Consider the following 25,470-nt stretch of genomic DNA (forward strand, 5'->3'; position numbering starts at 1 on the left):
AGAAAAACCCCGGTTACCCGGGGTTTTCGTGGTTCAGCGGGTCACCCGTCAGCCCGCACGATCTCGGGCAGCCGCCAGGTCAGGTCGAACCATGGCTCGAGCGGACCGTAGAGGCGCAGCAGCGGCCACCACGATTTGCCGGGGAGCGTCGGGATCCAGTTGGACTCCTTGCCGGCGGGCGCGGTCGGGGCGAACCACAGCACGTGCGAGCCGTCGGGTTCTGCTTGCAGGCCTTCGCCGAGGCTCGAGAGGGCGGGGTAGGGCGTCGACTGCAGCAGCGATCGGGTCTGCGTGTCGTAGATGTCGATCGCCCAGAAGTTCTTCGCGGGTGCGTTCGCGGGGATCGTCAGCGAATACGTCTCGGCGCCGTCGAGCACAGCGCCGTCGGCATCCTCTGCCGTGTAGATGTAGGCCGAGCCCGCGCCGACCTGCGCGTGCGCCATCGCCGGTGTGATCACCGTCGCCGCGTAGTGGAAGAGCGTGCGCGCATCGAGGTTTCGTGCGCCGTCGCTCAGGAACTCGTAGCTGCCGCCCACGAACCCCTCCTTCCACGACGACCCCTCCCAACGGAAGGACTCGGGATCGCGCGACCGGTAGAGGGTGGCTCGTGCCATCGCCGCACCGATGCGAGCGGCGTCGTCGAGGATGCCGCGCAGACGCGAGTCGGGGGCGAAGGGCTTCGCATGCACGATTCCGAGCGCGCGCAGGGTGCCCGCGCGCTCCGCGTCGAGCGCGGCGGGGGGCTCTTCGGCGACGAGTTCGGCGATCTCCTCGAAGAACGAGAAGTCGTTGGAGTGGATCGTGTTGAACACCTGGTCGGCGATGTTCACGAAGGTGTTCTCGGGCGGTGCGGCGGCGTCGCTCAGCCGGTAGATGCGGGACTGCTTGATGGCGGGCACCCCGCCCAGGGCGCGGATCACGACGAAGTTCGTGAACGTCGCGCTCTCGTAGGTGTGGTACCCGTCGGGTCGCTCGCCGTCGTACCCCGGCGGGAGGAAGAGGTACTTGCCGCCCGCGCCGCGATCGGGCCCGGCGATGCCCATGTCGGCGACGTAATGGAACCAGAAGTCGTCGACGACGCCGAGCGCCTGAGGAGGCGCCTCGATGACCGTCGGCCCCCACGCCTTCAGATCGAGAAAGGTGACGCCGTACGTGGTCTCGGTGTTCGGCGTCAGCCAGAGCGCGCCCGAGTTCGCCTTCGGGTCGGTGTAGCCGATCTTGTCGGGCGAGTCGACCCCGCCGAGACGCAGGCCCTTCCGCATGGCGACGAGTGATGCGCCGGGCACCGCGTTCATGAAGGCGGTGATGCCGCGCACGAGGTCGATGCCGTCGAAGATCGACTGCACCGATTCGGGCTTCGGCACACCGTCGAAGAACTCGAACTCGCCGAACGGCGTCGACAGCCGATCGGGTGTCGAGATGTGCGACACCTGCTCAGCCAGTTGCTCCGTCGTCAGACCCGTGCCGCGTGCACCTTCGATAGCCATGTTCGTCCCCCTTTTGAACGTCAGATACCCTCGCCATCCTGCCAGCACGCGAGTTGCGAAACGTCATGCAGATCAGATGACCGATGGATGTCGCGCGCTCGCGTCCAGGCTCAGACCTCGGGTTCCTCGCCGCTGCCGTCGCCGGCACCCGCGTCGACCCGCAGCAGTGCGTCGGCGTACACCGACCTCAGAGTGTCGCCCATCCACTCGGTGCCCTCGTGCACGGCGGACTCGCCGATGACGGCGATCAAGCCGCCCGCCTTCAGGTTCGAGCGCACCCGGTCGTTGTTCACGATGAGCTCGAGCCGCGAGTCCGCCCGTGCGAGGTCGCTCGCATAGCGGCGAAGCACCTCGACGTGCGACAACCCGATCTGGTCGACGCCGCGAAGCCGGAGGATGACGATGGAGTCGTGTGTCGCGGCATCCACACTCGGCAATTGCTCTTCGAGGTTCGGGGCGTTCGCGAAGAAGAGGCTGCCATACGGGGCCAGCACCACGACCTCGTGCGACCCGACCGTCTCGGGCGGGTCGGATTCGCGGCGACGGCCGTCGTCTTCGAAGGTGATGCGCCGCACGCGCAACCGGTTCGACTGCTCGGCGACGAAGAGGATGATGCCGAGTCCGACCCCGATCAGCACCGCGAACTGCAGCGGCACGATCAGGGTCAGCGCGAACGTCACGACCATCACCGTGATCTGCAGAGCGCCGGTGTTGGCGACTGATCTGATCTGCGCGGGCTTGATCGCGCCGAAGCCGATGACGATCAGCAGGGCGGCGAGCGACGGCATGGCCACGAGCGAAACCGCGCCGGACGCGAACAGGATCGTGAGCGCCATGACCGACGCCGCGATGATGAGTCCGAACCGGGTGCGGGCGCCCGCCGCGACGTAGAGCGCCGAGGCCGACATCGAACCGCCCACGGGCATGCCCTGGAAGAGCCCGGCGACGAGGTTGCCGACCCCCTGCCCCACGAAGTCGCGATTGGGGTCGGCCGGTCGCCCGTCGGCGTTCGGCACCCCGGCCGAGACTGCGGCCCCCTGCACGATGCCGACGAATGCGAGCGACGCCGCGGGCAGGAGCAGGAACGCGACATCTTCGAGCACCGGCAGCACCGGCATCGGCAGACCGGAGGGGATCTCGGCGATGTCGGCGACCACGGCGACGCCGAAGCCGTTCTCGTTCAGCACCCACGCGAGCACCGATCCCACCGCGACCGCGACGACGAGCCCGAGCGAACGCAGCGGCGTACGTGTCAGCACCACGATGAGCACCATCGTGGTGAGCCCCACGACGAGCGTCGGGATGTCGAACCGGCCGACGTGCAGCGCGAGGTCGATCGCGCGCGTCAGCCGGTTCTCGCCGTACCCCTCTGCGCCGGTGAGATCGCCGAGCTGGCCGAGCACGATGTTGACGCCGACGGCGGTGACGAAGCCCGTCATCACCGCGGTCGGCACGAAGCGCAGCAGGCGGCCGGCTCCGAGCAGCCCGGCGACGACCATGATCACGCCGGTCAGCATCGCGAGGGTGAAGAGGGCACGTTCGGGGTCGGGGCGAGACGCCAGGTCGGTGTCGTTGACGATGAGGGCCATCGCGCCGGTCGCCTGCACCGCCATGAACGAACTGCTCGTGAAGAACGCGGCGCCGGCCATGCCGAACAGGTAGGCGTAGAGGCCCGCGACCGGGTTCACCCCGGCGAGCAGGCCGCTGGCGAGGCCGTCGGGCACGCTCTCGACGCCGAGCACGAGGCCGGCGAGGGCATCCTTCCGCAGTGTGCCGCGCTTCGAACCGCCGGGCAGCAGTCGACGGATGCCGCGGGGCGGCGGGCTGCTCGACTCGGCCCCGTTCGCGGCGCGATCACCCACGGGTGCTCCCTCCGTGCAACCGATGTGCACCGAGGCTACCGGCAGCGCCGCCGGCGCGGATCATGCGAAGTGAACGATCGTCGGGGCTGTGCCGCGTCGGGCTAGCGTGGGGGCATGAGCGAAGACGCAGTTCGAGACGGCGACCACGAAGCGACGGGCACGGGCGGGCAGCGGGGCGCCGCGGCATCCACTGATCTGCTCGACCTCGCCAAGCGCATCGCGCTGCAGGCGGCGGAATTCGCGCTCGAAGCGCGTCGCGGCGGGGTGAGTGTCGCCGCCACCAAATCCTCGCCGGTCGACATCGTGACGGCGGTCGACCGCGACACCGAGGCGCTCATCCGCCGGCTGGTGCTCGAGGCGAGGCCGGGCGACGGCATCGTCGGCGAAGAAGACGACGCCCGCGTCGGCACGACGGGCGTCAACTGGGTCGTCGACCCGATCGACGGCACCGTGAACTTCCTCTACGGCATTCCCGCGTGGGCGGTGAGCATCGCCGTGGTCGAGGGCTCGGGCGACCCGCTCGACTGGAGAGCGCTCGCCGCAGTCGTCGTGAACCCGGTCACGGGCGAGGTCTTCGAGGCGCGCGCGGGCGGCGGCGCGCGCCTCGACGGGCGGCCGATCGAGGTGAATCAGGATGTCTCGCTCAGCCGTGCGCTCGTCGGCACGGGCTTCTCGTACTCGGCTGAGGGGCGGCGTGCGCAGGCCGAGGTGCTGTTGACGGTGCTGCCGCTCGCTCGCGACATCCGCCGTGCGGGCTCGGCCGCGCTCGACCTCTGCGCCGTCGCCGCCGGGCGCCTCGACGCCTACTACGAACGCGGGCTGAACCCGTGGGATCACGCTGCCGGCGCCCTCATCGCGCACGAGGCCGGTGCGCGAGTCGGCGGGCGCGGCGGCGGCGCGGCGAACGACGAGCTCGTGGTCGCGGCGGCGCCTGCGCTGTACGAGGAGCTGGCAGAGGTGCTGCGACGTGCCGGGGTGGAGGCGTGAGCGGGTGTGCGGCGCGGGGGCGCGGGCGCGCGGTGCGGGCGTGAGGAGTTCTCGTATGCGGAACTCGTGGATTGTGGGCGTTCTGACAGCCGGGAATCGCTGTTGAGCATGGCGCGCACCGACGAGACCGGTTAGTCTTTACCAAGCTGTTATCTCGACGCTGTCGGGATGCCCACCTCCCCGCTCGCCCCATCCGATCCACGACGCCGAGAGTCCCCCCACACGTGCTCGAGTCCCCCCTCGTGCCTGACGGTTCAACGCCGGGCACCGCTGCCCCCATGCGGGCCGAGCGACCCCTCACTCGTCGTGAGATTCGCGAGCTGGAGGCGGCGCGGGCGATGCAGCAAGCGGCGGCTGTGCAGCAGGCGGCCTTGCAGCAGGCAGCCTTGCAGCAGGCAGCAGCGCATCAGGCGCCCGGCACAGCTGTGCAGCAGGCGGCCGGCGCTGCGGGGCCCGCGTGGTATCCGAGCCCGACGACGCCGGCCGCACCGAGCGAACCGGGCGCGCTTCGGCCGCGGCGATCGGCGGCGGCCATGCCGCCCACAGCGGTTCCGTTCGTGCCGATTGCGACGGCCCCGGCGGTTCCGGTCTTCGCTCCGGCTCCGGTTGCCCCGGCCGCTCCGGCTCCGGTCCATCAAGCGCCGGTCGCTCAGGCTCCGGTCGCTCAGGCCCCCGTCGTTCCGGCCCCTGCTCGTCCTGTTCCGCCCGCTCCTGCTCTTTCCGCTCCTGCTCCTGCTCCTGCCGCTCCTGCTCCTGCCGCTCCCGCCCCTCAGGCCGAGCCGATCGACCACCGCGTCGACACGGTCTCGGCCTTCGCTGATTCCCGGGACGATGCCGCGCCCTCGCGGCGCGGTGGCGCCGGGGTTTCGCGCGGCGACGCCGGGCCGCGCAGCGTGGTCGCGCCTTCGCGTAGCGGTGCCGAGCCGCAGGCCGGGTTCGACTCGCTCTTCGCCGACCTCGGCGAAGATGCCGAGCCGACCGCAGAAGCGCCTGCGCGGTCGAAGCGGCTCTCGCGCGCCGAACGCAAGGCGGAGAAGAAGGCCGAGAAGTCGGCGCCCACTCGTCGTCGCGGTGATTCGGTCACGGCGCCTGCTGTTCCCACGGCGCCTCCGGTCGAGACGGCAGCAGCGGTCGACGACTTCGCCGCGGCGATCGCCGCAGCGGCAGGTGCGCCCGCGGTTCTGCCCGCGCTGGCGACACCGGCCGCTCCGGCGACACCTGCGGCATTCCCTGCACGCGAGGCTTCACCTGCTCCTGCGGCACCGCCTGCACGCGAGGCTTCGCCGGCACGCGCCCTCGACCCGCTCGCCCCTGCGTCGGCGTTCCCGGCATTGCCCACGACCGAACTCGCACTCGATACCGCGGTCGCCGCATGGCAGCCGACGACCGAGCTCGCGGGCGCCCGACGCCCGAGGCCGACGCCGACGAGCGGTGCGCGCCGAGCCGCAGGCAACGACCGTTCGACGAACGCCGCTTCGGCAGGCGCGCCCCGCCCGACCCCGCGGCGACGCGTGAAGCGTGCGAGCCGCATCGCGCGCGTTTCAAGCGGATTCGCAGCCATGAGCTTTGCGGCGCTGCTGGCGGTCGCGACATCCGTGCCCTCGCTCTCATTGCTGTCGCCCGCCGACGTGCAGGCCATGGCGCTCGATCGGCAGATGACGGGCACGGCGCCCGGCCAGTCGGTCGAGATCACGGGCGACGCGCTCGCGCAGACCGTGCAGCGCGACGGGTACGAGACCCAGACCATCGAGGAGTACGCGATCGCCGCCGGCATTCGGCCCGAGGCGACGTTCACGAACAATCCGTCGGGCACGATCCAGTGGCCCTTCGCCGTCGGCGTGCACATCGGCGACCGGTTCGGCTATCGCGATTGCGCCGGCTGCTCGAGCGACCACGGCGGTCAGGACTTCAACCCCGGACTCGGCGCCGAGATCCAGGCCATCGCCGACGGCGTCGTCGCCAACTCGACCGATTCCGGCGGATCCCTGGGCGTCGTCATGATGATCGACCACATGATCGACGGCGAGCTCGTCACGAGCGTCTACGCCCACATGGAGTACGACTCGCGCCGCTTCGAGACCGGCGACACCGTCAAGGTCGGCGACGTGATCGGCCTGACCGGCGACACCGGCATGTCGACCGGCCCGCACCTGCACTTCGAGATCCGCCTCGGCGGCATGAACGGCACCAAGGTCGACCCGCTCGAGTGGCTCTACGCCAACACCAACTGACGACCTGTCGACGACACCGGCTCGGGACAGCGGCGGACGACGCCCAGGATGACGGCCCCGGAATGACGGTCGCGGCCGCGGTCGCGACGGGCGCCGTGACGAGGGTTCGACCGGGATGGTTCGCCACTCCCGACGCTCCTCATGACGTCGTGCGAGCGGTGCGGGTGGGCGGCGCGGTCACCGCGACATCCGCTCTGCGCCTCGATGGAATCTGGCTGACGCACGATCCCGTGCTGCACGTTCGCGTGCCGCGCACCGCCTCGCGACTGCGCGCGCCCGATGCGCCTGGCGAGCGGCTCGACCGCGAGGCGCACCGGGTCTGCGTGCACTATCGCAGTGATCCGCCGGCTCGTACGGCGCGGGATCCGTTGGCGCTCGCGCTTGCCGAGATGCTCGCCTGCGCCGAGCGGCGCTTGCCGTCATCGCACTCGACTCGGCGTTCTCGCGGGGGTTGCTGGGCGCAGAAGGGCTCGACGCCGTGCGTGAGCTCGCGCTGCCGTCGCGTCGCGCCTGGATCGACGCGGCGGACATCGGGTCGGAATCGGGCACCGAGTCGACGGTGCGCCTGCTGCTGCGCTCGCGCGGAATCGCGCACCGGTCGCAGGCGCACATTCGTCGCGTCGGCTACGTCGACCTGCTGGTCGGCGACCGCCTGATCATCGAGATCGACGGGGCGGGCCACCACACCGGCCCCGAATTCGAAGAGGATCGCCGGCGCGACTTCGAAGCGCTCATGCAGGGGTATCTCGTGCTGCGCCTCAGCTACCGGCAGGTGACGACCGAGTGGCAGCTCGTCAGCGAGGGCATCCTCGCGCTCGTCGCGCGGGGCGAGCACCGGTGGGGCGCTCGGGCGAGGGGGCGAGCGGATGCCGCGGCGCACGCCGCGGACTACACCGCGAGCCAGGCCGTGGTGTCGACGGGCAGCGTGCGACCGTCGAGCGGCTCGCTCGTGAGCAGCACATCGCCCTCGGGCAGCTCGACGGGGGCGTCACCCGTGTTCGCGATCACCGCGAGGTCGCCGTTGCGGAACGCGACGACAGACTCGGGGTACCCGGGCAGCCACTCGAGCGTGCCGGCGCCGAGGTCGCGCTCGCGCCGCAGCGCGAGGGCGTCGCGGTAGAGCGAGAGGGTCGAGGCCGGGTCGCCCTGCTGCACATCGCGCGCGAGCTCGGCCCACTGCGCGGGCTGCGGCAGCCACGAGGCATCCGTCGTGCCGAAGCCGTATGACGGCGCGTTCGATTCCCAGGGCAGGGGCACGCGGCATCCGTCGCGGCCGTAGCGCTCCCCGTTCGTGCGGAACCACGTCGGGTCCTGCCGGGCGTCGTCGGGCACGTCGATGACCTCGGGCAGCCCGAGCTCTTCGCCCTGGAAGAGGTAGACCGAGCCGGGCAGCGCGAGCATGAGCGCGGTCGCGGCGCGAGCACGGCGCAGGCCCGGCGCGTACTCGGGCAGGCCGTTCGAGCGCGGCCCGAGGCCGTGGCCCTGCGGGTTCGCCTCGGTGACCGAGAGCCGCGTCGCGTGGCGCACGACGTCGTGGTTCGAGAGCACCCAGGTCGACGGCGCACCGACCGACGAGAACGCCGCGAGCGAGTCGTCGATCACGTGGCGCAGCGCCTCGGCGTTCCACGGCGTCTCGAGGTAGGCGAAGTTGAACGCCTGGTGCATCTCGTCGGGGCGCACCCAGTTGGCGAGGCGGGGCAGCGGGTCGACCCAGGCCTCGGCCGCGAGCACGCGGTCGTCGGGGTACTCGTCGAGCAGCTTCCGCCAGTCGCGGTAGATCTCGTGCACGCCGTCTTGGCCCCAGTAGGGCGCGCCGGGAGTGGCGGGCGCGGCTTCGTCGGACGCGTCGAGGCCGGACGCGTCGAGGCCGGCCGCGCCGCCCATGCTGCCGCCCTCGGCCGGGGGAGTGAAGTCGGGCAGGCCCTCGGCCTTGATCATGCCGTGGGCGACGTCGACGCGGAATCCGTCGACGCCGCGGTCGAGCCAGAAGCGGAGGATGCGGCGGAACTCGTCGCGCACCTCTTCGTTGGTCCAGTCGAAGTCGGGCTGCGAGCTGTCGAAGAGGTGGAGGTACCACTGGCCGGGCGTGCCGTCGGCCTCGACGATGCGGGTCCATGCCGGCCCGCCGAAGACGGATTCCCAGTTGTTGGGCGCCTCGGCGCCGTCTTCGCCGCGGCCGTCGCGGAAGAGGTAGCGGGCGCGCTCGGCGCTGCCGGGTGCGGCGGCGAGCGCCGCCTGGAACCAGTCGTGCGCGTCGGAGGAGTGGTTGGGCACGATGTCGACGATGACCCGGATGTCGCGGGCATGCGCCTCGGCGATCATGGCGTCGAAGTCGGCGAGGGTGCCGAAGTGCGGGTCGACGTCGCAGTAGTCGGCGACGTCGTAGCCGCCGTCTTTCTGGGGCGACGTGTAGAACGGGGAGAGCCAGATCGCGTCGATGCCGAGGTCTTGCAGCGCGGCCAGGCGCGAGGTGATGCCGGCCAGGTCGCCCATGCCGTCGCCGTTCGCGTCGGCGAACGACCGGGGGTAGATCTGGTAGATCGCGGCAGTGCGCCACCATTCGGAAGTCATGCGGAAAACTGTACGTCAATTCGCGCGAAGTTGGAAACGCTTGCACTACTCGGGATCACCGAAATGATTACGAACCGGTATCAATGCGTGACAGGCGGTTTGTCATTGCACGCGTCGCGGGGTATACCTGTAATCGCTTGCATAAACGCGGGCACACTTCACGCACACTGAGAAGGGCACACCAATGAGGGTGAACAAGAAGAGCCTCCTCGCTGCCGGGGCCGTCGCAGTCATCGCGACGCTCGGTCTCGCGAGCTGCTCCGCAGGCGACAGCGGCTCGGAAGGCGAGGCCTCGTCGAGTGGCACGCTGACCGTCTGGGTCGACGCCGAGCGCGTCGACGCCGTGCAGGGCGCGGCCGACGCGTACTCCGAGGAGAAGGGCGTCAAGGTCGAGATCGTCGGCAAGGACAACGCCGACATCAAGGACGACTTCATCCAGCAGGTGCCGACGGGCAAGGGCCCCGACATCGTCATGGGTGCGCACGACTGGCTGGGCGAGCTCTCGACCAACGGCGTCGTCGCCCCCATCGAGCTCGGCGACTCCGCCGCCGACTACCTGCCCGTCGCGATCGACGCGTCGACCTACGAGGGCACGGTCTACATGCTTCCCTACGCGGTCGAGAACATCGCCGTGCTGCGCAACGCCGACCTCATCCCCGAGGCCGCGACGAGCTTCGACGACATGATCGCCAAGGGTCAGGCCGCCGGCCTCACCCACCCGTTCGTCGTCGAGCAGGGCGCAGAGGGCAACCCGTACCACCTCTACCCGTTCCAGACCGCGTTCGGCGCTCCCGTCTTCGGCAGCGGTGCTGAGGGCTACGACCCGACCGACCTGCAGATCGGCAACGCGGGCGGCGAGCAGTTCGCCACGTGGCTCGGCAGCCAGGGCAAGAACGGCACCGGCGTCTTCAACACCGACATCGACGGTGACATCGCCAAGCAGGCGTTCATCGACGGCACCGCGGCCTTCTGGCTGACCGGCCCGTGGAACGTCGGCGCCGCGACCGACGCCGGCATCAACGTCGCGATCGACGCCGTGCCGAGCCCGACCGCCGAGGTCGCCTCGCCGTTCGCCGGTGTCAAGGGCTTCTTCGTCTCCGCCGAGTCGAAGAACAAGGTCGCCGCGAACGACTTCCTCGTCAACTACATCGGCACCGAAGACGTGCAGCTCGAGCTCTTCAAGGCCGGCAACGTGCTTCCCGCCCTCTCGGCCGCTGCTGAGACCGCATCGAGCGACCCGATCATCGCCGGCTTCGCCGCCGTCGGTGCCGACGCCGTGCCGATGCCCGCGATTCCCGCCATGGGCGTCGTCTGGCAGTACTGGGGCATCGCCGAGGCCGACATCATCAACGGTGCCGACCCGGTCGCCACGTGGCAGAAGCTGACCACCGACGTGCAGGCCGCGATCGACGCAAGCTAGTCCCTCCGGTGGTCGAGTAGCGACGAAGGAGCGTGTCGAGTCCCGCACAGGTCTCGACACGCACCCTCCTTCGTCGGGCGCTACTCGACCACCGGGCGTTTCCCCAGACGAGCGACACGAGAGACTGAGCAGCATGAGCACCACCATCGACGATGAGGTCGCCTCGGAGGCGAAGCCGAAGCCCACCAAGAAGCAGCGACGCGCGACGAACATCGCCGACGCGGCATCCGGTGGTCTCAAAATGCTGCTCGTGAAGCTGCTCGCGCTCGGCCTCGTCGACGCGATCGCGATCTACGGCGTCATCATCCTCGCGATGGCCGAGCAGTGGCTCGTCGCGGCGATCGTCGCGCTCGTCGCGATCGTCGTCAACTGGATCTACTTCTCGCGGCGGAAGCTGCCCGCGAAATATCTCGCACCGGGGGTCATCTTCCTCGTCGTGTTCCAGGTGTTCGTGCTCGTCTACACGGGGTACATCGCCTTCACCAACTACGGCACGGGCCACAACGGCTCGAAAGACCAGGCCGTCTCCTCGCTCATGGCCTCGTCGTTGCAACGCGTCGAGGACTCGCCGACCTACCCCGTCACGGTCGTCGACCAGGGCGGCAGGCTCGGCCTGCTCGTGACCGATCCCGACGGCGAGGCGCTGCTCGGCACCGAGACGCAGCCGCTCGCCCCCGTCGACGCCGAGATGGACGGCGACAAGGCCGTCGCCGTCGACGGCTGGACGACCCTGCGGTTCGCCGACGTCATCGCCCGCACCGACGAGATCTCCGAGCTCGCCGTGCCGTTCTCCGACGATCCGAACGACGGTGCGCTGCGCACGCCCGATGGCCAGAGCGCGTACCTCTACCTCTCGAACCTCGAGTACGACGAGGCCGCCGGCACGATGACGAACCTCGACACCGGCACCGTCTACTCCGACATCGGCACCGGCGCCTTCACGTCGGAGAGCGGCGAAGAGTTGCTGCCCGGGTGGCAGATCGTCGTCGGCTTCGACAACTTCGTGCGCGCCGTCACCGACGAGCGCCTCGCGGGCCCGCTCGTCTACGTCACGCTCTGGACCTTCGCGTTCGCGTTCATCTCCGTCGCGTCGACGTTCTTCCTCGGCCTGTTCCTCGCGATCGTCTTCAACGACATGCGCATGAAGGGGCGCAAGTACTATCGCGTGCTCATGATCCTGCCGTACGCGATCCCGTCGTTCCTCTCGGCGCTGATCTGGGCCGGCATGATGAACGAGAGCTTCGGCTTCATCAACCAGGTGCTGTTCGGCGGGGCCGACATCCCCTGGCTGACCGACCCGGTGCTCGCCAAGTTCTCGGTGCTGCTCGTCAACCTCTGGCTCGGCTTCCCGTACATGTTCCTCGTGTGCACCGGCGCCCTGCAGTCGATCCCCGAAGAGCTGCAAGAGGCCGCCACCGTCGACGGCGCGAAGCCGTGGGCCGTGTTCCGGCTCATCAAGCTGCCGCTGCTGCTCGTCTCGGTCGCGCCGCTGCTGATCGCGTCGTTCGCGTTCAACTTCAACAACTTCAACGTGATCTACATGCTCACCGACGGCGGGCCGAGAGACTCGAACGCGCCGATACCCGTCGGGTTCACCGACATCCTGATCTCGATGGTCTACAAGGTGGCCTTCACCGGCCAGACGCGCGACTACGGGCTCGCGAGCGCCTACTCGATCATCATCTTCATCATCGTGGCCGTGATCTCGATCATCGCCTTCCGCCGCACCAAGTCCCTCGAGGAGCTGAACTGATGGCCGCGCAGCAGCCCGTTCCCGGAACGGATGCCGGCCTCGTCGTCGGCGAGTTGGAGGGGTTCGAGGATGCCTCGACGCGCGCGAGCATCTCGGTGGGCGTCAGCGGTGGTGCGGGCGGTTCCGGTGGTGACGGTCGCGAGGTCGCGCGTCGGCCGTTCAACCTGCGCCGCTGGTTCGCCGCGACCGGTTGGCGCCACGTCGTCGGCGTGGTCATGGTGATCTTCTCGCTCTTCCCGATCGTGTTCGTGATCTCGTCGTCGCTGAACCCGCACGGCACCCTCACCGGCTCGAATGCGCTGTTCTCGAAGATCGGGCTCGACAGCTACGTCCGCATCCTCACCGACCCGCAGGTGCCGTTCCTCACCTGGTTCGGCAACACGCTCATGATCGCCGGCATCACGGCCGTGCTGACCGTCTTCCTCGGGGCGCTCGCCGCGTACTCGTTCTCGCGCATGCGCTTCACGGGCCGGCGCTTCGGGCTGATCTCGATCGTCGTCGTGCAGATGTTCCCGCAGCTGCTCGCCGTCGTCGCGATCTTCCTGCTCATGAGCGCGATCGGCGACTGGTTCCCGGCGATCGGCCTGAACACGCACATCGGCCTGATCATGGTCTACCTCGGCGGCGCGCTCGGCGTGAACACCTACCTCATGTACGGCTTCTTCAACACCGTGCCGGCGTCGATCGACGAGGCGGCGAAGATCGACGGAGCCGGCCATGCCCGCATCTTCTTCACGATCATCCTGCGGCTCGTCGCGCCGATCCTCGCGGTGGTCGCGCTGCTCTCGTTCATCGCCTCGGTCAACGAGTTCGTCGTGGCCTCGGTGCTGCTCATCGACACCGAGAAGCAGACGCTCGCCGTGGGCCTCACGAAGCTCGTGTCGAACCCGCGCTACGCCGACTGGAGCGCCTTCTCGGCCGGAGCCGTCATCGCGGCACTGCCGGTCGTGGCACTCTTCCTCTTCCTGCAGAAGTACATCGTCGGCGGCCTCACCGCCGGCGCCGTCAAGTAGCCCACCGCAGGGATGTCGGTGGGCGTTGAGAGGGTCGACGCATGCTTGAACCGACACCGCACCACGATGGGTCGCCGCTCTACGTGTCGACGCCGACCCCGGCGCTCGGCGAAACGGTGCGGGTGCGCCTGCGGGTGCCCGAGTCGTTCGGGCCGCTCGCGTGGGTCGGCACCCGGTCGAACCCGAACCGCGAGCCGCGGTTCGACGAGGCCGTGCTGCTCGAAGCGGGCGGCGCAGCGGGCGGCGCGGCAGTCGGCGCGACGGGCGGCGGCTGGTCGTGGTGGGAGGCCGCCGTCGAGGTCGAGAACCCCGTGCACGGCTACCGCTGGCTGCTCGTCGGCGCCGACGGCCGCCAGCATTGGCTGAACCAGCTCGGGCTGTCGTCGGTCGAGACCCGCGATCACGACGACTTCACGCTCGTCGCACACGTGCCGGCCCCCGAGTGGGCGGGGTCGAGCGTGATGTACCAGGTGTTCCCAGACCGGTTTGCGAGGTCGGATGCCGCGACCGCACGCGACTCGCCCGAGTGGGCGATCCCGGCGGAGTGGGGCGACTCGGTCGACCCCGTGTACCCGGGCCGTTCGAAGCAGGTCTACGGCGGCGACCTCGACGGCGTGCGCGAGAAGCTCGACCACCTCGCATCGCTCGGCATCGACCTGCTGTACCTGACCCCGTTCTTCCCGGCGCGCTCGAACCACCGCTACGACGCGACGACGTTCGACCACGTCGACCCGCTGCTCGGCGGTGACGCCGCGCTCGTGCGGCTCGTCGAGGCGGCGCATGCACGCGGCATCCGGGTCATCGGAGACCTGACCTCGAATCACTCAGGTGACGCGCACGAGTGGTTCCGCGCGGCGCAGGCCGACCCGGCGGCGCCCGAGCGGGAGTTCTATTTCTTCAACGACGGGCCGGATGGCCCGGGTTACGAGTCGTGGCTCGGCGTGCCGAGCCTGCCGAAGTTCGACTGGAGCTCGGAGGAGCTGCGCCGCCGCTTCGTCGAGGGCCCCGACTCGGTCGTCGCGCGCTTCCTCGCGCCGCCGTTCGACCTCGACGGCTGGCGCATCGACGTCGCCAACATGACGGGCCGTCTGGGCGATGCCGACCTGAACGAGTCGGTGCGGCGCACGATCCGCCGAACGATGCTCGAGGTGAACCCCGACACGATCCTGCTGGCGGAGTCGACGAACGACGCCGCGAGCGACTTCCAGGGCGACGCGTGGCACGGGGCGATGACTTACACGCCGTTCACCCGCCCGCTCTGGAGCTGGCTGCTCGAACCCGGCAGCCCCGCCGGCGGCGGCCTCGGCTTCGCGCTCGGACGTGTGCCGGAGTTCACGGGCGGCGAGTTCCATGCCGCGCACACTCGCTTCGCAGCGGGCTTCCCCTGGCGCACGCGCCTCGCGACCATGAACGCGCTCGACACCCACGACACCCCGCGCTTCGCGACGCACGCGCGCCCCGGGGCCCTGCCGGTCGCCCTCGGACTCGCGATCGCGCTGCCGGGCATCCCGGTGGTCTGGGCCGGCGACGAGTTCGGCCTGACCGGCGTCGACGGCGAGGCCTCGCGCACGCCCATGCCGTGGGGGAGTGAGACCTGGCCCGAGGTCGCGCCCGTGCTCGAGACCTACCGCTCGCTGCTGCGGCTTCGCCGCGAGCATCCGGTGCTCGCTACGGGCGGCATCCGCTGGCTCGCGGTCGGCGACGACGCCGTCGCCTTCGTGCGCGAATCGGTCGACGAGACGGTGCTCGTCTTCGCTGCGCGGTCGGCGGCGAGGCTCGACATCGATGCGGCGGCGATCGGTGCGGGGCCCGGTGATCTCAGTGCAGCGGATGTCGCGGCGCCCCTCTTCGGGAGTGTGCGGCTGGCGGCATCCGCTGGTCGCCTCACTCTCGAAACGGATGCCGCCGGCTTCGCCGCTTGGACTCTGCCGGGTGTGTCCGCGCCGCCGTGGCGGGCTGAGACGACGTGACCGGCGTGCGCCCGGCCGCGGCTGCTGCGGCCGCTGCCACGGCTGCCGCCGCTGCTGCCACGGCTGCCGCCGCCGCTGCCGAGAGGTTGCGGCGCTGGTTCGGAGGTGCCGCCCAGAGGTGATATCCTCGTACGGTTGCCAAGTGCGGCAACGCGCCCCGATAGCTCAGTGGTAGAGCACTTCCATGGTAAGGAAGGGGTCGTCAGTTCAATCCTGACTCGGGGCTCTGGTTCTCTTCGGTTCGGCCGTTCGGTTGTTCGGGGGAAGCCTACCCGGCGGGGTAGCTCAGGTGGTTAGAGCACACGGCTCATAATCGTGGTGTCGCGGGTTCGAGTCCCGCCCTCGCTACCGAAAACCCTCGGTTTACCGGGGGTTTTTCTGTTGGGAAGTACCGCGCTATTCGAACCCGTTTCCATCGGTCACGGGTAAGTCCCGTCCGCCGTACGAATGCCTCGCCGGCGGCGCGAAAGCGCGCCCTGCTCGCGGTGACGCCGCTCCTGATGCTGCTGCAGATCGTTCTCCTGCCCGCGTATCTCTGGCTTTTCGTCGGCGGCGAGGCGGTGCAGCACGTCGAGCTAACGCCGTTGTGACGCCTCGCTACCACTTGGACGACCGACCCGGACAGACGTGATGTGGCTCGCGCTACGGTCGTGCGAGTGGTCTATGCAGCCGATTTGAATGGGCGGATGGTGAGTGTGTTGATATCGACGCTCCGTGGTTGATTGAGGACCCACGCGGTCGCTCGGGCGAGATCAGCGGCGGCCAGCATGATGCTGTCCGGGCGGCCGCCGAGATCGTCCCAGAACGGGCTGTCGACTCGGCCCGGAGCCAGGAGCGTGACGCCGACCTGGTCCTCGGTGAAGGCGCGGCGGGTGTTCTCGGCGAGACCGGTGATCGCGTACTTGGTTGCGCCGTAAAGATTCCCGGGCGTCGGCACCATCCCCGCCACGCTGCCGACCAGAACGATTCGTCCGCGGGTCCGGATCAGTTCAGGCTTGGCGTGGTGAATGAGGAGTGCCGGGCCGAGTACGTTCGTCAGCACCATCTGCCGCCAAGCGTCGGGGTTGTCTTGTTCGAGCCACCCGGTGGTCGCGAACCCTGCGCTGGCCACCACGGCCGTCAGCCCGCCGAACCGTCCCACGGCGGCCTCGACCCACATCCTGACGTCAGCGTCATTGCTCGCGTCGCCGACCAGAGACAAGACCTTGTCCGGAGAGGACAGCGCCTCCTCGGCTGAGGCGAGTCGGGTCTTGTCCCGCCCAGCAATTGCGACTGCCCAGCCATCATCGAGTAGGCACTTGGCGGTGCCCAGCGGACTCCACGCGCCGACGCTCATCAACATGGAGGCAAAGGGGTTCATGGATGAGGAGTTCGACGGTGAGCCATGGTTCGGCGATGCCGCATCGGCCTGAACGGCTTCAACCATGGCCGTTCATGCGGATCGCGAACCCTCACCCTTGCTTCCGGAGCGAGCTCGGCCGGATGTCAAAACCCCCGATCCGAGTGTGCCAAAAGAACCGATTTGAATGAGGAAAAAAACCCGACTTAGAACTGTCAAAAGCATAGACTCCTTCTATGCCTGACTACCACCCCCGGATTGCCGACGCCGAGCTTGCCGACCGGCTACGGTCGATCGGTGCGGTGCTCATCGACGGCCCGAAGGGGTGCGGCAAGACCGAGACCGCGTCCCGTCAGGCCAAGAGCGTCGTCAGACTCGACACGGACGCCAGCGCCAGGGCCCTCGTCGGCCTGAACCCGGAGTCGCTCTTCGACCAGGAAGCACCGATCCTCTTCGACGAGTGGCAGCGCGTGCCGGAGATCTGGGATCAGGTCCGTCGGCACGTCGACGACCTGCGGCAGCGCGGCCTCTACATCCTCACCGGATCGGCCACGCCGACCGATGCACGAGAGCTGCACTCGGGTGCTGGCCGCATCGGAACACTTCGGATGCGGCCGATGAGCCTCAGCGAGTCCGGTCACTCGACCGGTGAGGTGTCATTGGCGGCGCTCATGGCGGGCGAGGTGCAGCGCGCGAAGCGCACCGAGGTGACCGTTCCGGAGCTCCTGGAGCGGATCGTGATCGGAGGATGGCCCGCCCTGCTCGGCGAGGACGAGCGGTCGGCACGCCGATGGCTTGCGGACTATCTGAGTCAGATCGTCGAGGTCGACGTGCCGAGTCTTGGCACGACACGGCGGGCCCCAGAACGACTTCGCCGGGCGCTCGCATCCCTGGGTCGCAATGTCGGCCAGCCGATAAAGCTGACCGAGCTCGCCGCGGACATCGGCGGCGCAGGACAACGACCCGCAGATGAGACGGTGCACGCGTACCTCGACGCACTTGATCGGCTGAAGCTGAACGATGACTCGCCGTCGTGGCGCCCGCACATGCGGTCCCGCACCCAGCTTCGCGAGGCGCCAACACGATACTTCGTCGACCCGTCGCTGGGTACCGCAGCACTCGGAGTCGGGTCGAAGGACCTCCTCGCAGATCTGAATGCGGCAGGGTTCCACTTCGAGGCCCTTGTCGTGCGCGACCTTCGTATCTATGCGCAGCCGCTCGGCGGGACGATCTCGACGTGGCGTGAGGTGCGCGGGCGAAAGGAGGTCGACGCGATCGTGGAGACCCCCAACGCATGGGCGGCATTCGAGGTGAAACTCACCGGCAACGAGCGCGTCATCGATGAAGCGGCCCAGCGGCTCATCGACTTCGCCGCAGAGATCGATGTCCAACGGCACGGTGCACCGTCCGCGCTGGTCGTGGTAACCGCCACCGGCGGCGCAGGCAAACGTGCGGACGGGGTCCACGTGGTGCCTGTCACGGCACTCGGCCCCTGACGCCCGATTCGCGAAACCCCTCGATCACCCAGGCTGCGCTTCTTCGCCTCGCTGGTCGTCATCGTCGCAGCTAGAGTTGCGAAGGCAACATCCGTTCTCGCAAGGGATCCCGGGCCAGTCCGAGATCATTCGAGATTTTCGGAGCGTAGAAAAAGACTCACGAGCGGCCCCGTCGTCTCCGTGGTGTCGCGGGTTCGAGTCCCGCCCTCGCTACTGCAAAGCCCCTGATTGTTCAGGGGTTTTTCTGTTTCCAGAGAGCCTGCCTCTTCGCGAACACGTCGCACCCGACGTTCACGGCATCGCTCGGCCCGCTCGCCGAGGGCGCGATCTGGAGTTCGGTAACTACGCTGACCTCGTCGGAGGCCGCATCGCGGTTCCGCCGCAACTACCTGCTCAGGTACGGCGTCGAGCCGAGCCCCGCTCAGGAGGCGACAGATGCGGACTGGAGCGCGAGTCGGGCTCAAGCTCGTCCAGAGCCACAGCGTCAGTGCGACGCCGATCGCCGGCACCAGCTCATATGTGAGCAGGTCCGTCGCGCTACTCGCGATCGCGCTGACCGGTGTCGGCTCCCGTCGGGCTTCGCGGGAACCGAGCACGCTTCGGTTTAAGGTGGGAGTGAGAACAAATCCCCACGGAAAAAGGTGAGCTTCGTGTCAAAGGCCGACCGGCACCCGCTCGACAGCGCCGCCTCCGATTCGACGAGGGTCGGCAACCTCGATTCCCTCCGCCGGAGCAACCTCTCGACCGTGCTCGGCCTCGTGCACGCGAACAGGTCGCTGACGAGGGCGGACATCACGCGGGCGACCGGACTGAACCGATCCACGATCGCGACCATCGTCGTCGAGCTCGAGGAGCTCGGGTTGGTCACGACCGGCCAGTCGACGGAGCCGAAACGCGTCGGACGCCCCAGCGCGGTCGTGACTCCCGCCGAGCGCGTCGTCGCGATCGTCGTCAACCCCGAGCTCGACGCGACGACGATCGGCGTGGTCGCGCTCGGCGGCAAGGTGCTGCGAACGGTGCGGTTCGCGACTGAGCGGATCCCCACCTCACGCGAGGTCGTGAACGCCACGGCGGCGGTGATCGCCGGCATGCGTCCCGAACTCGAGAGCTCGCACGTCGTCGCCGGCATCGGGTTGGCGGTGCCGGGGCTGGTGCGCGCGCGCGACGGTCTCGTCAAGCTCGCGCCCCACCTCGGGTGGGTCGACGAACCCCTCGTCGAGATGATCGCGACGGCGACCGGCCTGCCCGCGTACGCCGCGAACGACGCCAATTGCGGCATCGTCGCGGATTCGCTCTTCGGCGAGGGCGACTCGCCCGACGACATCGTCTACCTGAACGGCGGCGCGAGCGGCATCGGCGGCGGGGTCATCTCCGGCGGACACGTGCTCACGGGCGCGAGCGGCTACGGCGGCGAACTCGGTCACACGCTCGTGAACTCCGCCGGGGTCCGCTGTCACTGCGGCGCCACGGGATGCCTCGAGACCGAGGTCACTCGGGCCGCGCTCATCGCCGCGGTCGGCGCACACGATTCCGACTCGCTCGAGGCGCTGCTCGTCACGCGGTACCTGACGTACCCCGAGGTTCGCAGCGTGGTCGACGCGCAACTCGCGTACCTCTCGGTCGCGCTGCGGAACATCGTCAACGCGTTCAACCCCGCCCGCATCATCCTCGGCGGCTTCCTCGCGACGTTGCACGCCGTCGGCGGCGCGTACCTCGAGACCGCGATCCGGTCGTCGGCGCTGCCCGGCCCGGCCGACGACGTCGAGATCGTGGCGTCGTCGCTCGGCCGCGACAACCTGCTGATCGGCGCCGCCGAGCTCGTCTTCGCGGGCGTGCTGCGCGACCCGGCCGGGTTCGCGGGCGCGAACGGGAGCGGGCGGAGCTCGGCCTCCGAGTGAGCCGCGCCCCCTGCGCGATCGGTCAGATTTCGTCAGTCGGATGTCGCCGCGAAGCGGTCCGCGTACTCCCGATAGGCGTCGCGTACTCCAGGGGAGTGCCGTGCCTCGACCGTCACCGTGCCGGCAGGCGTCCAGTCGGGGCGGCGCCCCGTCGACGTCCAGGCGGCCTGCGCCGCCGCGCCGAGCGCGACGTATTCCGCGGGCTCGGGTACCACGATCGGCAGCCCGAACACCCCCGCCGCGATCTGCCGGGTTGCGTCGAGTCGTGCCCCGCCGCCGATGAGGAGGACGCGATCGGCCGCCGCGCCCGCGGCGGTGACCGCGTCGAGTCCGTTCCCGAGACCGGCGAGCATGCCCTCGATCGCCGAGCGCGCGAAGTTCGCCGGTGTCGTGTTCGTCAGAGTCAGGCCCGACCACTGCGCGCGCGCGTGCGGAAGGTCGGGCGTGCGTTCGCCCGAGAAGTAGGGCAGCAGCACGACGCCCTCAGAGCCCGACGGCGCCTGCATCGCGAGTCGGCCGAACGTCGCGTGGTCGAGTCCGAGCAGCCCGGCGGCGGTGTCTACGACCTGTGCGGCGTTCAGCGTCGCCACGAGGGGCAGGAAGCCGCCCGCGGCGTCGGCGAAGCCGGCGACCGTGCCCGTGGCATCGAGGATCGGACGCTCCGCGACGGCGAACACCGTGCCGCTCGTGCCGATCGAGACGATCGCGTCGCCGGCCCGTGCGCCGAGCCCGAGGGCCGCTGCGGCGTTGTCGCCCGCGCCGGGGCCGAGCATGAGGCCGCCGGGCATCGCGCTCGTCGAGGCCGTCTCGCCCGGGGATTCGGACGGGCCGAGGACTCTCGGCAGGATCGCGTCGTGTCCGAGCGCCCGAATGAGGAGCTCGCGGTCGTAGCCTTCGGAGCTCGGCGACCAGTAGGCGGTGCCGCTCGCGTCGGATCGGTCGGTCGTCAGTGCCTGCAGGTCAGCGCCGAGCGGGTCTTCGGGCCCCGGGCCGTAGCCGCGCAGACGCCAGGTGAGCCAATCGTGGGGGAGGGCGACCGCGGCCACGCGGGCGGCGTGCTCGGGCTCTTCGTCGCGCAGCCATCTGAGCTTGGTCGAGGTGAACGAGGCGACGGGAACGAGGCCGGTCCGTCGCGCGTGCTCCCCGGCGCCGATCTCGCGTCGCAGCTCGGCGGCCGCGGCGGCGCTGCGCGTGTCGTTCCAGAGCAGGGCGTCGCGGATCAACCGGCCGCTCTCGTCGAGCGCGACCATCCCGTGCTGCTGGCCGGCGACCGAGACCGCGGCGACGTCGTCGAGACCCCCCGCGTCGTCGACGGCCGCCGAGAGCGCGATCCACCATTCGGCCGGATCCACCTCGGTGCCGGCGGGATGCGAGGCCCGCCCCATGCGGACGACGGTGCCGGTCGAGGCATCCACGACGACGACCTTGCAGCTCTGCGTCGATGAGTCGACGCCGGCGACGAGCGTCACGCGGCCACCCCCGCGCGACGCCCGTCAGTCGATTCAGCGAGCGCCAAGGAGGTGCTCCATGGCGAGCTGCTGCAGCCGGACGAACCCGAAGCCCTTGCCGTCGAAGTACGCGCCGGCGTCGAAGTCCTCGTACGAACCGCGGTCGGCGAGGAGTTCGGCGTAGGACTCGCCCGCGTTGAGCGTCGGCTGCGAGAGCTCGGCGACGCGCGCGGCGGCGAGGGCCTCCTGCACCTCGGGGTCGGCGCGGTACGCGGCGGCCCGTTCCTTGAGGAGCAGGTACATGCGCATGTTCGCCGAGACCGACTCCCAGACGCCCTCCGAGGCCTCGGTGCGCGACGGCTTGTAGTCGAAGTGGCGGGGACCGTGGTAGCTCGGCCCGCCGTCGGTGCCGCCGAACTCGAGCAGGTCGACGAGCGAGAACGCGTTCTGGATGTCGCCGTGGCCGAACACCAGGTCTTGATCGAACTTGACACCGCGCTGACCGTTCAGGTCGATGTGGAAGAGCTTGCCGGCGTCGAGCGCCTGGGCGATCGCATGGGTGAAGTTCAGCCCTGCCATCTGCTCGTGACCGGTCTCGGGGTTCAGGCCGACCATCTCGGGGTGCTCGAGGGTCTCGATGAACGCGAGCGCGTGGCCGACCGTCGGCAGCAGGATGTCGCCGCGCGGCTCGTTCGGCTTCGGCTCGATCGCGAAGCGCAGGCCGTACCCCTTGTCGAGCACGTAGTCCGAGAGCAGGTCGACCGCTTCGCGGTAGCGGGCGAGTGCCGCGCGGACGTCTTTCGCAGCGTCGTACTCGCTGCCCTCACGGCCGCCCCACATGACGAACGTCTCGGCCCCGAGCTCGGCGGCGAGGTCGACGTTGCGCAGCACCTTGCGCAGTGCGAATCGGCGCACGTCGCGGTCGTTCGAGGTGAAGCCTCCGTCTTTGAAGACGGGGTGGCTGAAGAGGTTGGTCGTGACCATCGGGATCACGATCCCGGTGTCGGCCATGGCCTGCTTCAGGCGGTCGATCTCACGCTGACGTGACGCGTCGTCGCTCTCGAACGGGAACAGGTCGTCGTCGTGGAACGTCATGCCGTACGCGCCGAGTTCGGCGAGCTTGTGCACCGCCTCGACCGTGTCGACCGGGGCGCGCGATGCGCCGCCGAACTGGTCTTGGGCCTCCCAGCCGAAGGTCCAGAGGCCGAAGGAGAAGCGGTCGTCGCGAGTGGGCTGCAGAGTCATCAATCGTCTTTCTCTCGTGTGAATTCGTTGGCGCGCGGAAGGGCGGGCGCTACGTGGTGCGGCTGTCTCGTCGTGCGAAGCGCTGCTGGAGCAGCACGGCGATGACGATGATGACGCCCTTGGCGACGGCCTGGACCGAGGACGTGAGGTTGTTCTGGATGAACACGTTCGACAGGGTGGCGAAGATGAGCACGCCGAACACGGTGCCGACGATCGTGCCTCGCCCGCCGACCAGGAGGGTGCCGCCGACGACGACGGCGGCGATCGCGTCGAGCTCGTAGAGCGTGCCGTGCGTCGAGGTGCCTGCCGTCGTGCGACCGAGGATCATGACCGCCGCGATGCCCGCCGTCAGACCGGCGATCGCGTAGAGCATCACCGTGTGGCGCTTGACGTTGATGCCCGCGAGTCGTGCCGCCTCGCGGTTTCCGCCGATCGCGACGGTGCGCCGGCCGAAGGTCGTGCGGTTGAGCAGGATCCACCCGGCGACGGCGACGAGCGCGAACATCCAGATCAGGATGTCGACGCCGAGGAAGTCGCCGTTGAAGAACTCGATGAAGTCGCGCGAGTCGATGGTCAGGGTGCGGCGCTCGGCGAGGATCTCGGCCAGGCCGCGGGCGGCCACGAGCATCGCGAGGGTCGCCATGAACGCGACGACGTTGCCGTAGGCGATCACGGCGCCGTTGACGACGCCCGCAGCGAGACCGACGGCGAGCGCGATGAGCACCATCGTGACCCAGTGCGTCTGGTCGCTGAAGTTCTGCACCACGTCGAGTGTCGCGACCACCGAGGCGAGGCCCATCACGGCGCCGATCGACAGGTCGATGCCACCCGAGATGATGACGAACGTCATGCCGACGCTGATGACGCCGATGATCGACGCCTGACGGAGGATGACCAGCAGGTTGTTGACGCTCGTGAACGAATCGCCGGCCGTCAGCGCGCCGACGATGTAGATCAGGGCGAGCGCGATGACGAGCCCGACGATGCGGCCGGCGGGGCCGCCGAGCATCCGTCGCCAGGCGGGGGCGTCGGCATGCGTCGGGATGTCGGTCGCCATCGTGTCGGGAGAGGATGCCGTTTCCACGGCGACGGCTGCGGTGCCGTCGATCTTCTTGTCGCTCACGCGGCTGTTCCTTTCATGACGAGATCGAGCACGCCGTGCTCGTCGATCTCGGTTGCTGGCACGGTGCTGAGTACTCGTCCCTCGGCGATGACGAGCACGGTGTCGGACAGGCCGAGCACCTCTTCGATCTCGCTGGAGACGATGACGACGGCGTTCCCCGCCGCGGCGAGGCGTCGGATCAGCCCGTAGATCTCGGTTCGGGCGCCGACGTCGACGCCTCTCGTGGGTTCGTCGAGCAAGAGCACCTTGGTGCCGTGCACGAGCCACCTCGCGAGGAGGATCTTCTGTTGATTGCCGCCCGACAGCGTGATCGCGGGTCGGTCGGTGTCGGCCGGGCGGAGTTCGAGGGCGTCGATCTGCTCGGCGGTCGCCGTGCGGGCCGAGCGGTCGTCGAGGAACCCGGCCTTCGTGAACCGCTTCATCGAGGAGAGGGTCACGTTCACGAAGATCGGTTCTTCGGGCACGAGCCCCTGGCTCTTGCGCTCTTCTGGTGACAACCCGATTCCGGCCTCCACCGCCGACACCACGGATCCCCGGCGCAGCCGTCGACCCGCGACGCGGACGCTGCCCGCGCGGGGTTTGCGTGCACCGTAGACGGCCTCGAGGATCTCGGTGCGGCCCGAGCCGACCAGTCCGGCGAGGCCGACGATCTCGCCGGCCCGCACGCTGAAGCCGACGTCCGAGAACACACCCGGCAGGCTCAGGCCATCGACCTCGAGCATCACCGGGGCGTCGTCGGGGATCGGGGTCGCCGGCGGGAACACATTCTCGACGTCGCGGCCCGTCATCAGACGGATGAGCTCGCTCGTGGGCGTGTCGGCCACCGAGAGGCCGCTCGCGGTGGAACGGCCGTCTTTGATCACGCTGATCCGGTCGCCGATCTGACGGATCTCTTCGAGGCGATGGGTGATGTACACCACGGCGATGCCCGCCGCCGTGAGTTCTCGCACGACGTGGAAGAGGTTCTTGACCTCTTCGTTGTCGAGCACGGCCGACGGCTCGTCCATGATGATGAGCTTGATGTCGTGCGAGAGCGCCCGCGCCATGCTCACGATCTGCTTGTTCGCTGCGCTCAGCCGGCCGACCTCGGTGTTCGGTGAGATCGATCCGTGACCGAGGCGGCGCATCAGCTCGCGCGTTTGCGCGTTCGCCTGTCCGCGACGGGTGAATCCGCCTCGTGCCAGCTCGTGGCCGAGGAAGATGTTCTCCGCGACGGAGAGCCCGTCGACGACGTCGAGCTCCTGGTACATCGTGGCGATGCCGATCTCGAGCGCCGAGTCGGGGTTCGGCAATTGCACCTGCTCGCCGCGCCAGACGATCTCACCCTCGTCGGGCTCGTGCACGCCCGCGAGCACCTTGATGAGCGTGGACTTGCCGGCGCCGTTCTGGCCGAGGATGCAGTGCACCTCGCCGGCCCGGATGTCGAGATCGACACCCTTGAGCGCCCGAACGCCGGCGAACGACTTCGTGACTCCCCGGACGGTGAGGAGCTCCTCATGGTCGACTTTGATCATTGTCGCAACATATCAGACCGAATCGCACGGTGCCAGCTCTTTCCTTTGAAATAGAGGGGCAGCGCTGTACCGGCATTCAAAGGTCCGGGGTAGACACCGCAAAGTACCGCTGT

Annotated in this window: 16 protein-coding genes, 2 tRNA genes and 1 pseudogene; 11 read left to right on the forward strand and 8 right to left on the reverse strand. The window is 69.2% G+C overall.

The features are described 5' to 3' along the window. Positions 1 to 41 precede the first annotated feature (41 nt). Together ACWGST_RS02255 and ACWGST_RS02260 are read right to left on the reverse strand one after the other, a co-directional pair. Positions 42 to 1,487 (reverse strand): DUF1254 domain-containing protein, encoded by a 1,446-nt coding sequence (locus tag ACWGST_RS02255; protein ID WP_452045005.1) that lies wholly within the window; start codon positions 1,485 to 1,487, stop codon positions 42 to 44. 110 nt (positions 1,488 to 1,597) lie between these two features. Further along, positions 1,598 to 3,349, reverse strand: coding sequence for a SulP family inorganic anion transporter (locus ACWGST_RS02260; protein WP_452045006.1), 1,752 nt, complete (start codon positions 3,347 to 3,349; stop codon positions 1,598 to 1,600). 114 nt (positions 3,350 to 3,463) lie between these two features. Here ACWGST_RS02260 and ACWGST_RS02265 point away from each other — a divergent pair, with 114 nt between their 5' ends. The 3 genes and pseudogenes from ACWGST_RS02265 to ACWGST_RS02275 all read left to right on the forward strand — a co-directional run. Next, a complete protein-coding gene (locus ACWGST_RS02265; protein WP_452045007.1) occupies positions 3,464 to 4,336 on the forward strand; it encodes an inositol monophosphatase family protein in 873 nt (290 codons plus the stop codon). A gap of 893 nt (positions 4,337 to 5,229) precedes the next feature. Then, positions 5,230 to 6,567 (forward strand): M23 family metallopeptidase, encoded by a 1,338-nt coding sequence (locus ACWGST_RS02270; RefSeq protein ID WP_452045008.1) that lies wholly within the window; start codon positions 5,230 to 5,232, stop codon positions 6,565 to 6,567. Between the two features lie 559 nt (positions 6,568 to 7,126). After that, a pseudogene (locus ACWGST_RS02275) lies at positions 7,127 to 7,324 on the forward strand (DUF559 domain-containing protein); the annotation flags it as partial. Between the two features lie 131 nt (positions 7,325 to 7,455). On the opposite strand, the gene ACWGST_RS02280 reads toward ACWGST_RS02275, so the two are convergent. Continuing rightward, entirely contained in the window at positions 7,456 to 9,138 is a 1,683-nt protein-coding gene (locus ACWGST_RS02280) for a glycoside hydrolase family 13 protein (RefSeq protein WP_452045009.1), read from the reverse strand. Between the two features lie 184 nt (positions 9,139 to 9,322). Between ACWGST_RS02280 and ACWGST_RS02285 the strand changes: the two genes are divergently transcribed. The 6 genes from ACWGST_RS02285 to ACWGST_RS02310 all read left to right on the forward strand — a co-directional run bounded on the left by ACWGST_RS02285 (position 9,323) and on the right by ACWGST_RS02310 (position 15,642). Then, on the forward strand, positions 9,323 to 10,558 hold the full coding sequence (locus ACWGST_RS02285; RefSeq protein WP_452045010.1) for a sugar ABC transporter substrate-binding protein: 1,236 nt from the start codon (positions 9,323 to 9,325) through the stop codon (positions 10,556 to 10,558). Positions 10,559 to 10,691: 133 nt separating this feature from the next. After that, entirely contained in the window at positions 10,692 to 12,311 is a 1,620-nt protein-coding gene (locus ACWGST_RS02290; protein WP_452045011.1) for an ABC transporter permease subunit, read from the forward strand. Continuing rightward, positions 12,311 to 13,324 (forward strand): sugar ABC transporter permease, encoded by a 1,014-nt coding sequence (locus tag ACWGST_RS02295; RefSeq protein WP_452045012.1) that lies wholly within the window; start codon positions 12,311 to 12,313, stop codon positions 13,322 to 13,324. Before ACWGST_RS02290 ends, ACWGST_RS02295 begins: the two co-directional genes overlap by 1 nt. Positions 13,325 to 13,365: 41 nt before the next feature. Next, positions 13,366 to 15,294 carry a glycoside hydrolase family 13 protein gene (locus tag ACWGST_RS02300; RefSeq protein ID WP_452045013.1) on the forward strand — a complete coding sequence of 643 codons (1,929 nt, stop codon included), beginning with the start codon at positions 13,366 to 13,368 and terminating at the stop codon, positions 15,292 to 15,294. A 154-nt stretch (positions 15,295 to 15,448) separates the two neighbouring features. Then, a tRNA-Thr gene (locus ACWGST_RS02305) sits at positions 15,449 to 15,520 on the forward strand. 48 nt (positions 15,521 to 15,568) lie between these two features. Further along, a tRNA-Met gene (locus ACWGST_RS02310) sits at positions 15,569 to 15,642 on the forward strand. Between the two features lie 313 nt (positions 15,643 to 15,955). On the opposite strand, the gene ACWGST_RS02315 is transcribed toward ACWGST_RS02310, so the two are convergent. Beyond that, on the reverse strand, positions 15,956 to 16,720 hold the full coding sequence (locus ACWGST_RS02315) for an SDR family oxidoreductase (RefSeq protein ID WP_452045014.1): 765 nt from the start codon (positions 16,718 to 16,720) through the stop codon (positions 15,956 to 15,958). A gap of 149 nt (positions 16,721 to 16,869) precedes the next feature. Here ACWGST_RS02315 and ACWGST_RS02320 point away from each other — a divergent pair, with 149 nt between their 5' ends. After that, positions 16,870 to 18,129 (forward strand): ATP-binding protein, encoded by a 1,260-nt coding sequence (locus ACWGST_RS02320; protein ID WP_452045015.1) that lies wholly within the window; start codon positions 16,870 to 16,872, stop codon positions 18,127 to 18,129. A 650-nt stretch (positions 18,130 to 18,779) separates the two neighbouring features. Beyond that, positions 18,780 to 20,027: an ROK family transcriptional regulator gene (locus ACWGST_RS02325; RefSeq protein WP_452045016.1), complete on the forward strand. Its 1,248-nt coding sequence runs from the start codon at positions 18,780 to 18,782 to the stop codon at positions 20,025 to 20,027. Between the two features lie 32 nt (positions 20,028 to 20,059). Here ACWGST_RS02325 and xylB read toward each other — a convergent pair whose 3' ends face one another. The 4 genes from xylB to ACWGST_RS02345 form a co-directional block, all read right to left on the reverse strand. Then, entirely contained in the window at positions 20,060 to 21,496 is a 1,437-nt protein-coding gene (gene xylB / locus ACWGST_RS02330; protein WP_452045017.1) for a xylulokinase, read from the reverse strand. 33 nt (positions 21,497 to 21,529) lie between these two features. Further along, entirely contained in the window at positions 21,530 to 22,720 is a 1,191-nt protein-coding gene (gene xylA / locus ACWGST_RS02335; RefSeq protein WP_452045018.1) for a xylose isomerase, read from the reverse strand. A gap of 49 nt (positions 22,721 to 22,769) precedes the next feature. Continuing rightward, a complete protein-coding gene (locus tag ACWGST_RS02340) occupies positions 22,770 to 23,777 on the reverse strand; it encodes an ABC transporter permease (protein WP_452045067.1) in 1,008 nt (335 codons plus the stop codon). A 62-nt stretch (positions 23,778 to 23,839) separates the two neighbouring features. Beyond that, entirely contained in the window at positions 23,840 to 25,357 is a 1,518-nt protein-coding gene (locus ACWGST_RS02345; RefSeq protein WP_452045019.1) for a sugar ABC transporter ATP-binding protein, read from the reverse strand. Positions 25,358 to 25,470: the final 113 nt, after the last annotated feature.

The sequence above is a fragment of the Agromyces sp. NPDC055520 genome, assembly GCF_053619715.1.